The organism is Plesiomonas sp. ZOR0011 (genome assembly GCF_000800945.1).
Taxonomy (GTDB): Bacteria; Pseudomonadota; Gammaproteobacteria; order Enterobacterales; family CAMTGL01; genus Plesiomonas; species Plesiomonas shigelloides.
The window spans coordinates 1-13,067 of the sequence record NZ_JRKB01000092.1 but is presented as its reverse complement, the minus strand read 5'-3'; the positions used below and the strand labels follow the sequence as shown (position 1 = coordinate 13,067).

Annotated in this window: 7 protein-coding genes, 1 tRNA gene and 1 pseudogene; 7 read left to right on the top strand and 2 right to left on the bottom strand. The window is 51.8% G+C overall.

Features of this window, described 5'->3' with window-relative positions:
- Positions 1–210 precede the first annotated feature (210 nt).
- Positions 211–2,886 (bottom strand): beta-N-acetylhexosaminidase, encoded by a 2,676-nt coding sequence (locus L975_RS15450; protein WP_047709254.1) that lies wholly within the window; start codon positions 2,884–2,886, stop codon positions 211–213.
- Positions 2,887–3,000: 114 nt separating this feature from the next.
- A pseudogene (gene nagE, locus L975_RS15445) lies at positions 3,001–4,503 on the bottom strand (N-acetylglucosamine-specific PTS transporter subunit IIBC); the annotation flags it as partial.
- 337 nt (positions 4,504–4,840) lie between these two features.
- Here nagE and nagB point away from each other — a divergent pair.
- The 7 genes from nagB to L975_RS15410 all read left to right on the top strand — a co-directional run bounded on the left by nagB (position 4,841) and on the right by L975_RS15410 (position 13,067).
- Positions 4,841–5,641 carry a glucosamine-6-phosphate deaminase gene (gene nagB / locus L975_RS15440; RefSeq protein ID WP_010864252.1) on the top strand — a complete coding sequence of 267 codons (801 nt, stop codon included), beginning with the start codon at positions 4,841–4,843 and terminating at the stop codon, positions 5,639–5,641.
- 11 nt (positions 5,642–5,652) lie between these two features.
- Positions 5,653–6,792, top strand: coding sequence for an N-acetylglucosamine-6-phosphate deacetylase (gene nagA / locus L975_RS15435; protein WP_039045535.1), 1,140 nt, complete (start codon positions 5,653–5,655; stop codon positions 6,790–6,792).
- Positions 6,793–6,795: 3 nt separating this feature from the next.
- On the top strand, positions 6,796–8,013 hold the full coding sequence (locus tag L975_RS15430; RefSeq protein ID WP_010864254.1) for an ROK family protein: 1,218 nt from the start codon (positions 6,796–6,798) through the stop codon (positions 8,011–8,013).
- Positions 8,014–8,125: 112 nt separating this feature from the next.
- On the top strand, positions 8,126–8,875 hold the full coding sequence (locus tag L975_RS15425; RefSeq protein WP_010864255.1) for an HAD-IIA family hydrolase: 750 nt from the start codon (positions 8,126–8,128) through the stop codon (positions 8,873–8,875).
- A gap of 124 nt (positions 8,876–8,999) precedes the next feature.
- The gene (locus tag L975_RS15420; protein WP_047709253.1) at positions 9,000–10,649 is read left to right on the top strand and encodes a cation:proton antiporter family protein; all 1,650 of its coding nucleotides are present in this window, start codon (positions 9,000–9,002) and stop codon (positions 10,647–10,649) included.
- 154 nt (positions 10,650–10,803) lie between these two features.
- Positions 10,804–12,474, top strand: a complete 1,671-nt coding sequence (gene asnB, locus L975_RS15415; protein WP_039045533.1) for an asparagine synthase B — start codon at positions 10,804–10,806, stop codon at positions 12,472–12,474.
- A gap of 519 nt (positions 12,475–12,993) precedes the next feature.
- Positions 12,994–13,067: transfer RNA gene (locus L975_RS15410), tRNA-Met, on the top strand.

Here is a 13,067-nt window from a genome sequence, read left to right as displayed (position 1 = left end):
CTGCACAAAAACCGAAAAAAAACCCGCCATTAGGCGGGTTGAACCGAGCACAACATGCACAAAGTGTGTGAAGACGGCGTTCGCCGCCAAAATCCTCCCGTGGCATGCGTCGGGGAGGCAATCATGTCCCGTTTAGGAAGTTGGCCAATACCGCTTCCCTTACCGGCGGCCAACCGGTAAGGAAATTTACCGAGGGATAAACCTCAACGCTTATTTAACGCTCTCTACACGGCTAGCACGCTTGCCATCTGGGCTGACAGTACGAACTTGTACTTCACCAGTGACAGTCGGCTTCGCTGCGGCGTCGTAACGCTGCCACGTTTTACCGTTGTCGGCAGAGTATTCAACCGCCAGACCCGGCAACGCGGTGTTTACTTCCAACACGCCTGCTGTCACTACCGCACCCGGTACCGGCAGACGGTACTGCACACCGGCAGCATCCAGCTTCGCCAGCTCACGCTGACCCAACAGGTTGGCAAAACGCGCCCAATCACGGTTCAGCGCTTTGCTGTTCACGTAATGGGTTTCACCGCCTTTGAACTCACGACCCGCCACGTAATCCAGTTCCCAATCCGCTTGGTGCCAAGCACGCTCAGCCAGTGGCAGCATACGTGGGAAGATCATGTATTCCATGCCAGGGTCGGTACGGATACTTTCACTCCAGAACTGACCTTGTACGCCTGTCGCGCCGCCCCACTTCTTATCGCTCATCGCGTTAAAGTGGTTGCCGTCACGGTCTACTGAGGTTTCCGCGTTTTGTGGCAAGTTGTCTGGCGCGAAACCGAACACTTTACGCTCATCGCTGAAACGGGTTGCCCAGTAATAACCGCTCTCTTTCGGGTTCACTTCGTATGGCATATCGAAGTACACGTAATCTGGGTTAGAGACCACCAGCTCATAGCCTTTGTTCACCCAATCATTGGCTGAATCAAAGCCGCCCCAGTACAGGGTATCCCAGAAGTTCACACCGGTTTTCTTAGTTGCAAAGTCAGATGCGCCGCTGGCATCTTTCAGGCCATCTTGCCACGCCATCATGGTAGTGATGCCATGCTTGTTCACCAACTGGCTGACTTCTTTCGCAAACTGACTTGGCAGGTGTTCAAAATCAGAAACCTTGCCGCTTTCGACCATCTTCTGACATACCGGAGACTTGGCCCACGGCTTATCTTCTTTGCTCTGGTCGATCGTGCCACGCCAATCTACTTTCTCGGCCGCGTTCACATCTTGGAAGCCTCCGCCCAAGCGAATGTTCTTCGCTTCGTCACCACCAAAGTGCCAAGTTTGCAGCGGCATACCGGCTTCTTTGTGCATCGCCGCCACTTCACCGATCACCTTGTCGACGAACGCTTGAGACGATTCCAAGCACGGATTTAGGTAGCTGGTGCGGTTATAAAACTGTACAGACAGCGTGTTAGAGGTATCTTGCGGATCCAGCAGACGATACTGGTTCGCTTCGGCCTCTTTGCCTTCCGCCATCAGTTTCTTGTAACGCGCTTCCATCGATACGACCGCCGCACGCGCGTGCGCTGGCATATCCAGCTCTGGAATCACCTCGATGTTACGCGCCTTGGCGTACTTCAGGATATCCACATAATCTTGCTTGCTGTAGAAGCCACTACCTTGGTTGTTGCTGTCAGGACCGGAGCCCAACTGAGGCAGCAGACACTGAGTTTCGCTCAAGTCATGGCAACGCTGGCTACCCACGTCGGTCAGCTCAGGCAGACCAGGGATCTCCAAACGCCAGCCTTCATCATCACTCAGGTGGAAGTGGAATTTGTTCAGCTTGTACGCTGCCATTTGATCCAGCAGACGCAGAATACTTTCTTTGTTGTGGAAGTTACGACCTACATCGGCATGCATACCACGGTGTTCAAAGCGTGGCATATCCTTCACAGTCACGGTGGCGATGGTTTTGCTGCCATCCATCGGGATCAGTGAAATCAGAGACTGCAAGCCATAGAACGCACCCGCGGCGTCATTACCCACAATCTGCGCGCCTTGTGGTGTCACTTTCAGGGTATAGGCCCCTTCGGCCTGCCACTTACCTTTAAACGCCGCCTTGTTGATTTTCACGTCTACCGGATAAGCATCCGCTGCGCTAGAGGTTGTCACCCCTAACTGCGCCAAACGCTCGCTAACTGCGTCCAGTGTGGTTTTCGGCAGAGCCAATGTTTGGATATTGATACCGTTTGCCAAGCTGGCATCGGCTTTACCCACAGTCACTTCCACTGGAGTTGGCAGGATCTGACCACGCAGCTGCTGCGCTGGCAGAACCGGCACATCTTGGTTCTTAGCGTAACGGGTTTGCGCGTTCATCAGCACGTTTTTGTCACCGCTGGTACGCTTCCAGTTATCACCGGTGATTGGAGCCGAAAACTCGCTCACGTTTTCAGTGTCAGTATTGCTGATGACTTTTGGCTTAGCATCACCGGCGGTGACATACCAACGTGGCATGAAGTCAGTTTCAAACAGCTGCCAGTACTCGCCAATGATAGGAATTTCAACCACTTCACCGGATTGAAAACCATCGAACTTATCCGTTGGCTCCAGTTTATGCAGGTCACCGGTTACGTGAGAGATCTTGAATTGTTCATTTTCCACCGCCAGGATTTGGCGAATGCTGTGGAAATAGATGGTCCATGCTTTACCGCTGATTTCACCGCCATTGTTGGTCAGTGTAATCGTGGCCTTGTTACACGCCGCCCACTCGGCACCCAGCGCGCCACAGTTGACACCATTTTCGCCACCGTGGTTATCCAGTACTGCGTACTGCACATTCAACTGGCTACCCATACGGTTAACCAGAGTCTGGTTGCTGTCGCCGCTACCGGCACAACCGGTCAACGCCATCGTGGTCGCGATAGCAATGGCAGATAATCTCAACATAAAACCCCCTAAAACACTCCAAGAGCCTGAAAAAAGATGTGATCAGGCCGTCAAACCCGGCCCCAAAGGGACCGGGAAATCACAACTAAACAAAGATAGAGATAAAACGGATTACGCTTTTACGGTAGGAATGCTGATGTTGCTCAGATCTTCAGTCGCAGGGATGCGCTTCATTTCTGTCGCGATGATTTCAGCTTGTGGGCCCAGAATAATCTGCAGATTGTTCTCACCCAGCTTCACCACACCTTTCGCGCCCAGCGCTTTCAGTACACGCTCATCAGCGATGCTGCGGTCTTTCATGGTCAGGCGCAGACGAGTGATACAAGCATCGATAGTGGTCAGGTTGGCATGGCCGCCCAGCGCTTTCAGATACTTTTTCGCCAGCTCTTGGTTGTCAGTGCTGTGCACAGTTTCAACCAGCTCTTCGTCTTCGTCATCTTCACGGCCTGGAGTTTTCAGGTTGAACTTAACGATAGCGAAGCGGAACACGAAGTAGTACACCGCGGAGAAGGCAAAGCCTTGCAGAACCAGCATGTACCACTGAGTGGCCAGCGGGTTACGTGAAGACAGCACCATATCCACCAGACCCGCACTGAAGCCAAAGCCTGCAATCCAATGCATGGAAGCAGCGATGAATACAGAGATACCGGTCAACAGCGCGTGGATCACATACAGAACCGGCGCTACGAACATGAAGGAGAATTCCAGCGGCTCAGTTACACCGGTGAAGAACGCAGCGAACGCAGCAGCCAGCATGATGGACGCAACTTTCTCGCGGTTTTCACGCTTAGCCGTGTGGTAAATCGCCAATGCAGCGCCCGGCAGACCGAACATCATGATTGGGAAGAAACCAGCCTGGTACATACCAGTCACACCCAGCACCGCTTTACCGGCGTCGATAGATGCCTGACCGCCCAAGAAGTTAGGGATGTCGTTAATACCGGCAACGTCGAACCAGAACACGGAGTTCAGTGCGTGGTGCAGACCAACAGGGATCAGCAGACGGTTAAAGAATGCATAGATACCCGCGCCTACAGCGCCCATACCCTGAATACCTTCACCGAAGCTTACCAGACCGTTATAAATCACCGGCCATACGTACATCAGTACGAAGGCAACAGCAATCATCAGGAAAGAAGTCAGGATTGGAACCAGACGACGGCCGCTGAAGAACGCCAGCGCTTTGTGCAGTTCTACAGTGCTATAGCGGTTATACAGCTCAGCAGAGATGATACCGACCAGAATACCGATAAACTGGTTGTTGATCTTACCGAACGCAGCCGGTACCTGATCCATTGGGATACCCTGGATCTGGGACACTGCCCCCGGAGACAGCAGCGTGGTCAGGACTAAGTAGCCCACGAAACCGGTCAGTGCCGCAGCACCGTCTTTATCTTTTGACATACCGTAAGCAACACCGACCGCAAACAGTACGGACATGTTGTCGATAATTGCCGCGCCAGACTTGATAAAGAACGCCGCCAGTGCGCTGTTACCACCCCAAGCTACCGGGTCAATCCAGTAACCGACCCCCATCAAAATTGCAGCAGCAGGCAAAGTGGCAACTGGTACCATCAATGCACGGCCGACTCTCTGTAAGTATCCTAGAATATTCACGTTGGTATCCCCTATTTCGGTTTCCAAACCTAATTATTTCTGCCTTCCAGCTCTCTACCCGTCGCTACTCAGTTTTGGTTATGAAACGAGTCACACAAGCAAAACTGAATGTTTCCACACACCTTTTATTTGGTATGACCGAGTGTAAGAGTTTTATTTTGCCTCGCAAATTAAAACCACCTTGTTTGTGATCACAATCACCGCAATGGGGTAATAAACAGGCAATTTGCTAGCCAGATCATAAAACTTATTTTATCATCCAAAACATGCTCAGGTTTGCGATAAGCTCACTCACAACACGGTTTTACTCAATTCAGGTTAGTTTAAGAGGTGTACAATGCGCTTAATTCCGCTATCAACAGCCAAGGACGTTGGATTATGGTCAGCCCGTTACATTGCCGACCGCATTAATGCCTTTAAACCCACAGCTGAGCGTCCGTTCGTATTAGGTTTACCGACCGGTGGTACACCGCTGGCAACCTATAAGCGCTTGATCGAGCTGCATAAAGCCGGTGAAGTGAGCTTTGCTAATGTCGTAACCTTCAACATGGATGAGTACGTTGGTTTACCGGAAGATCATCCGGAAAGCTACCATTCTTTCATGCATCGCAATTTCTTCGACCACGTTGATATTAAACCAGAAAATATTAACCTGCTCGACGGTAATGCTGCAGATGTTCATGCTGAATGCCGCCGTTACGAAGAGAAAATTAAGTCCTACGGTAAAATCAATCTGTTTATGGGCGGTGTCGGCAACGATGGCCACATTGCCTTTAACGAACCGGCGTCTTCTCTGGCTTCACGTACACGGATCAAGACCCTGACCGAAGATACCCGTATCGCCAACTCCCGTTTCTTTAACGGCGACATGACTCAGGTACCTAAGTACTCCCTGACTGTCGGTGTCGGCACTTTGCTGGACTCCGAAGAGATCATGATCCTGGTTACCGGCCATGCCAAAGCACTGGCGCTGCAGGCTGCCGTTGAAGGCTGCGTCAACCACCTGTGGACGATTTCCGCTCTGCAACTGCATCCGAAGTCCATGATTGTCTGTGACGAGCCTTCAACCATGGAGCTGAAAGTCAAAACGGTTAAATACTTCCGTGAGCTTGAAGCGGCCAACATCAACAATATTTAAGAAGGTCATCTATGAAATATGCCCTGACAAATTGCCGTGTTTACTCCGGCTATGACATTCTGGATAACCATGCGGTTATCATTAACGGTGACGTCATCGAGTCAGTCTGCCCGTTGAGCGAACTGCCGGCGGGGATCGCAACCGTCGATCTGGATGGCGCCAACGTCAGCCCGGGTTTCATTGATGTCCAGCTGAACGGCTGTGGCGGCGTGATGCTGAACGATGCCGTGACCGAAGAAACCTTGCATATCATGCAGCGCGCCAACCTGAAATCCGGTTGCACCAGCTATCTGCCAACCTTGATCACTACCAGCGATAGCGAAATGAAAACCGCCATCGCCGTGATGGAAAGCTATCTGCAAGCGCACAAAAACCAAGCGCTGGGTCTGCACCTAGAAGGGCCATACCTGAATATCCTGAAAAAAGGGATTCACAGCCCAGACTTCATTCGCCCAGCGGATGAAGCAATGGTGGACTATATCTGCGAGCACGCCGATGCGGTGACCAAAGTCACCTTGGCGCCAGAACTGGCACCCGCTAGCCTGATTGGTAAGCTGGTCGACTCCGGTATTGTGGTTTCCGGTGGCCACACAAACGCCAGCTACGCCGAAGCCCGCGCAGGCTTTGCTGCCGGCGTGAGTTTCACCACCCACCTGTTCAACGCCATGCCGCCAATCACTGGCCGTGAGCCAGGTATGGTTGGCGCGATTTTGGACACTCCAGATGTGTACACCGGCATTATTGCTGACGGTTTCCACGTTTCTTGGTCCAACATCCGTCTGGCGCACAAAATGAAAGGCGAGAAACTGGTTCTCGTGACGGACGCCACAGCTCCAGCAGGCGCTAACATTGACCACTTCATTTTCGTCGGTAAAAAAGTATATTACCGTGATGGGAAGTGTGTAGATGAAAACGGCACTCTGGGCGGCTCCGCACTGACCATGATCGAAGCAGTACAAAACTGCGTCGAGCACATCGGCATCGCACTGGATGAAGCACTGCGTATGGCCACTTTGTATCCGGCACGCGCCATTAACGTGGCAGACCGTTTAGGTCAGATTAAAGCCGGCAAAGTTGCCAACATAACGGTGTTTGATCGTGACTTTACAGTCAAGGCGACCATCGTTAACGGACAGCTTGAGCGGCACTAAACTATGAGCACTGGCGGACAAATTGGTAACGTAGATCTGGTTAAACAACTCAATAGCGCAGCGGTATACCGCCTGATAGACCAGCAAGGGCCTATTTCGCGGATCCAAGTCGCTGATCACAGCCAACTTGCTCCGGCCAGTGTCACCAAGATTACCCGCCAGCTTCTTGAGCGCGGACTGATCAAAGAGGTTGAACAACAAGCGTCAACCGGCGGTCGCCGCGCTATTTCCATCGTCACCGAAACCCGGCCTTTCCACTCAATTGCCGTGCGTTTGGGTCGCCGCGATGCCACGATTTCGCTCTACGACCTCAGCAGTAAATCGCTGGCCGAAGAGCACTTTATCTTGCTCCAACACGATCAGGCGCAGCTGGAAAAAGAGCTGATTGAACTGATTGAGCAGTTTATTGCTACCCACCAGCGTAAAATTCGCCAACTGATTGCCATGTCCATCACCCTACCCGGCTTAGTCGACCCCGACACCGGTGTGGTGGAATACATGCCGCATGTTAGTGTGCAACACTGGCCGCTGGCCGATATCTTAAGTCGCCACTTTGAAGTCAGCTGTTTTGTCGGTAACGATGTGCGCAGTTTGGCTCTAGCTGAGCACTACTTTGGCGCCAGTCGCGATTGCGAAGACTCCATTTTGATTCGTCTGCATCGGGGTACCGGTGCCGGTATTATTGTGCATGGCCAGATTTTCCTCGGCTATAACCGTAACGTTGGCGAAATTGGCCACATCCAAATTGATCCGCTCGGCCCTCGCTGTCACTGCGGTAACTTTGGTTGCTTAGAAACCATCGCTGCCAACAGCGCCATCGAACAGCGCGCGCGTGAATTGCTGCAAGCCGGTTATCCAAGTAAATTGCTCAATGCTGACGATCTGAATATCTACAGCATTTGTCACGCGGCCAATAAGGGCGATTTGCTGGCGGTGGAGCTGATTGAACAAGTGGGCCGCAAACTCGGTCAGGCGATTGCCATTACAGTGAACCTGTTCAACCCGCAAAAAGTGATCATCGCTGGGGAAATTACCGAAGCGCAAAAAGTGCTGTTCCCTGCCATTGAAGCCTGTATTCAGACTCAATCACTCAAAGAATTCCGGCAAAAACTGTCGGTGGTCGCCTCCGAGCTGTATGACAAGCCGACCATCGGTGCGTTTGCCCTCATCAAGCGCTCAATGCTTAATGGTATTTTGCTACAACGTTTGCTGGAACAATAAGCTAACGGCGCAATAATTCACCACTTTTATCCGGTTGTCATTTTCTCCGTGGTATACTCGTGGGCTGCGCATAATGCAGCCCTACACCTACCTGTGCTAATTCGGAGATGGCATGAAAAAAAGCGTGATCTGTGATATTGACGGTGTGTTACTGCACGACAATACCGCCGTACCCGGAGCAAAAGAATTCCTACATCGCCTGCTCGAGCAAGAAACCCCGCTGGTGATCCTAACCAACTATCCCGTACAAACCGCGCAGGATCTGGCTAACCGCTTTCATTCCGCTGGCCTTGATGTCCCTGAAAGTGTGTTCTATACCGCCGGTATGGCGACCGCCGATTTTCTGCGCCGTCAGGAAGGGAAAAAAGCGTTTGTCATCGGTGAAGGCGCCTTAATTCACGAACTGTATAAGGCCGGTTTTACCATCACCGATATCAACCCCGATTTCGTGATTGTGGGCGAAACCCGCTCCTACAACTGGGATATGATCCATAAAGCCGCGCGCTTTGTAGCTAATGGTGCGCGTTTTATTGCCACCAACCCCGATACCCACGGCCCAAGTTACGCCCCAGCCTGTGGTGCGCTGTGCGCCCCAATTGAAAAAATCACCGGCCGTAAACCGTTTTTCGTCGGCAAACCAAGCCCGTGGATTATCCGCGCCGCGCTGAACAAAATGCAGGCGCACTCCGAAAACACCCTGATCATCGGCGATAACTTGCGTACCGATATTCTGGCAGGCTTTCAGGCCGGTCTGGAGACCGTTTTGGTGCTCTCTGGGGTATCTAAGCATGCCGATATCGAGACCATGCCGTTTAGGCCGAATCATGTTTTTGATTCAGTGGCTGACATCGATATTTTATAATCACAAACACCGCGCTAACGCGGTGTTTTGTTAAGGGCCTTATCGCCATGCACTAACACTCAATGCAACGGCTTGATTAATCTCTAATGGACAGGTCAGTGTCTCTGACCCTGCAAAGGAACGCATGATAGATTCTCAACTCCTGCTACTCATCAGTATTGCTTTTTTTGCCGGCTTTGCGGTGCAACGTGTCGGTTTACCTCCGCTCATTGGTTTTTTAGTGGCCGGTTTTGGCCTGAATGTCGCAGGTTTCAGTGCCGGTAGTCCTCTGAGCGCTCTAGCTGATCTCGGGGTAACGTTGCTGCTGTTTACCATCGGCCTCAAGCTGGATATCCGGCTGTTGATGCGCCGCGAAGTGCTGGTCGGCGCCAGTGGCTACACCCTGCTGTCATCCTTAAGTGTGGCGCTGGTTTTGACCTTGTTGAAGGTCACCACCTTGCTGCTGGTGATGCAGTTGGATTTTTCTAACGCTCTGCTACTCGGCTTTGCGTTAAGTTTTTCCTCCACGGTGCTGGCCGTCAAAGCCATGCAAGAGCGTGGGGAGCTGCTCAGTACCTACGGCCGACTGGCCCTTGGGATCTTAGTTATTCAAGATCTGTTCGCCGTCATCTTCTTAAGTGCCTCTACCGGTAAATTGCCGCATCCGTGGGCGGCATTACTGCTGCTGTTGCCACTGTGCCGTCCTGTGCTATATCGGCTGCTGGATAAACTCGGCCACGATGAGATTTTGGTTCTGGGTGGCATTTTCCTCGCCCTGATCCCAGGGGCGGCGCTGTTTAGCTGGTGCGGCTTGAAACCGGATCTGGGCGCGCTGATTATCGGAATGCTGTTTGCCGGTCATGCACGCGCATCGGAGCTGTCTAAATCGCTGTTCAATCTGCGCGAACTGTTCTTAATCTGCTTTTTCCTGCAAATCGGTCTTGAGGAGATCCCAAGCTGGCAAGGCTTGGGTATGGCGGTGTTACTGCTGTTTTTATTGCCGGTCAAAGCGGCGCTCTACTATCTGGCCGCCCGTCTATTTCGGTTTCGGATCCGTACCAGTTTGCAGCTGGCGATGACCTTGTGTAACTACAGTGAATTTGGCCTGATTGTCGGCGGTATTGCCGTACGCCAAGGGTTACTCAGCAGCAGCTGGTTGGTAGTGCTGGCGCTGACGACCGCGCTGTCATTTCTGATATCCGTGCCACTGAACAAGATGACCGATCGCTTGTATGCCATTTTACGCAAGCGGGCGAAACCAGATGAAAACCGCAATCTTCACCCTGATGACCGCCTGATTGACCCGGGCGATGCGCAAATTCTGGTACTCGGCATGGGGCGCATTGGCTCTGGGGCTTATGATGAGCTGCGCGAGCGTTATGGCGATATTTTGCTCGGCATCGAGTCCAACCCTGAAAGTGTGCTCGCACATCGGCAAAGTGGGCGTAACGTGATTCAAGGCGATGCCACTGACCCTGATTTTTGGGAGCGCGTACGACCACGCGGCAATGTGAAGTTAATCTTACTGGCGATGCCACACTGGCAAGTGAACCATTTTGCGCTGGATCACCTGCACCATCGTCAATTTACCGGCCGTATTGCCGCCATTGCCGAATACCAAGATGAAGTGGAAAAGCTGACCGGTGACGGTGTCCACGCCGCATTCAATATCTATAACGAAGCCGGTAGTGGTTTTGCTCGCCACGTGATCAGCCATTTATCCACCGATCAACTTTTTGGCCGTTTTGATGAGGATACAATAAAAACGCCAGCAGTAAGGATAACCAATATCTAACCAAACTCATTTATGGATGAAGATTCATCAATCAAGGTCAGAAAAAATGCTTGCAAAAATTCTGCGCCTTGGCACATTGAATGAACAAAACCTGTACGGCTCAGCCCCGATAGGTGAGCCGGTTTAAAAGATCGCAACTGCAAGGAAAGAAAGTATGTGTTCGATTTTTGGTATTTTAGAGCTGAAGTCTGATCCCAGTGAGCTGCGCAAAAAAGCCCTGGAGATGTCCAAATTACTGCGTCACCGTGGGCCGGACTGGTCCGGGATCTATGCCACTGACAAAGCCATCTTGGCGCATGAGCGCTTGGCGATTGTCGATGTGAATAACGGAGCTCAGCCGCTGTTTAATGCCGAAAAGACCCACATCCTTGCGGTAAACGGTGAGATCTACAATCACAAAGCACTGCGTGCTGCGCAACCAGACTACGCGTTCCAAACTGATTCGGATTGCGAAGTGATTTTGTCACTATATCAGCAGCATGGCCCTGACTTCCTTGACCAGCTGTACGGCATGTTTGCGTTTGTGCTGTATGACGCCGAGCAAGATGCCTACCTGATTGGGCGCGATCATATCGGTATCATCCCGCTGTATATGGGTTATGACGAGCACGGTAACCTGTATGTGGCCTCGGAGATGAAAGCGCTGGTGCCGGTGTGCCGCACCATCAAAGAATTCCCCGCTGGCTCATATCTGTGGAGTAAAGACGGTGAGATCCGCCGTTACTATCAACGTGACTGGATGGAGTACGACGCAGTTAAAGATGCCGTCACCGATCCGAACCAGCTGCGTGAAGCCTTCGAAGATGCAGTGAAAAGCCATTTGATGTCTGATGTGCCGTATGGCGTATTGCTCTCTGGGGGTCTGGACTCGTCGGTGGTCTCCGCTATCACCAAAAAGTTTGCCGCCCGCCGTATTGAAGATAATGAGCAAAGCGAAGCTTGGTGGCCGCAGCTACACTCATTCGCGGTCGGACTCAAAGGCTCGCCGGATCTGGCCGCCGCCCAAGAGGTCGCGAACCACCTTGGCACCGTACACCACGAGATCCATTTTACCGTGCAAGAAGGGCTGGACGCGATCCGCGATGTGATTTATCACATTGAAACCTATGATGTGACCACCATCCGCGCTTCAACTCCGATGTACCTGATGGCGCGTAAAATCAAAGCAATGGGCATTAAGATGGTGCTCTCCGGTGAAGGCTCCGATGAAGTGTTTGGTGGCTATCTCTACTTCCACAAAGCGCCTAACGCCAAAGAGTTGCACGAAGAGACCGTACGCAAATTGCTGGCCCTGCACATGTATGACTGCGCCCGCGCCAACAAAGCGATGGCCGCATGGGGCGTGGAAGCACGTGTACCATTCTTGGATAAACGCTTCTTAGATGTGGCCATGCGCATTAATCCGCAGGACAAAATGTGCGGCAACGGCAAAATCGAAAAACATATCCTGCGCGAATGTTTTGCCCACTATCTGCCCGCCAGCATTGCATGGCGTCAGAAAGAGCAGTTTTCTGATGGCGTCGGTTACAGCTGGATTGACTCGCTAAAAGCGCAAGCTGAGCAGCAAGTGACCGAGCAACAGATGGCGACGGCACGTTTCCGTTTCCCTTACAACACGCCAACCACCAAGGAAGCGTACGTATACCGGGAAATCTTTGAAGAGCTGTTCCCGCAACCTAGCGCAGCGGAGTGCGTGCCAGGCGGTCCATCAGTGGCCTGCTCGTCGGCTAAAGCCATTGAGTGGGATGAAGCTTTCAAAAATATGGCGGACCCATCCGGTCGCGCCGTCGCCGGTGTACACGTGGATGCCTACAAAGGCGCATAGGCCAAATAGCGCACTGACTTCACGCAATAGAACTCAGTCGCACTAAGTAACTCTCAGCAGTCCGGTCATGGTGTAATCACATCAGCCGGACTGCATCAACGCTCAAAAGCCAGCCCATCGATATACCAATTCACCCGCCACAACTTACTTAAATCAGCACAAAACAGATTTTCACCGTTCAAAATGCTGATTAACGCCTTTCTACATGATTCTTCGCGGCGAAAGTTGATTATCTATTGACCATTTACATTATCGCGCTAGCAGGTAAAGTGAGAAGAGTGGAAAACAGCGGTAAATTTGTCATGCCGAGCGCACACTTTTTCTGTGCTCTATCACACGCGTTTTGACAAACAACTGATTAATTTTTAAACTTTTCTTGTTTTTTTTTCACCAAACTGGTTGCAAGACAGGCAAACAGGGTAAAATTAGAAATCTTGGCATAAAAAAGGGTTGACGGTTTTCGCTGGGATACGCATAATGCGCCCCGCAACGCCGATGAGGTGACGCGATAAAAAAGATGGCTATGTAGCTCAGCTGGTTAGAGCACAGCACTCATAATGCTGGGGTCACAGGTTCGAATCCCGTCATAGCCA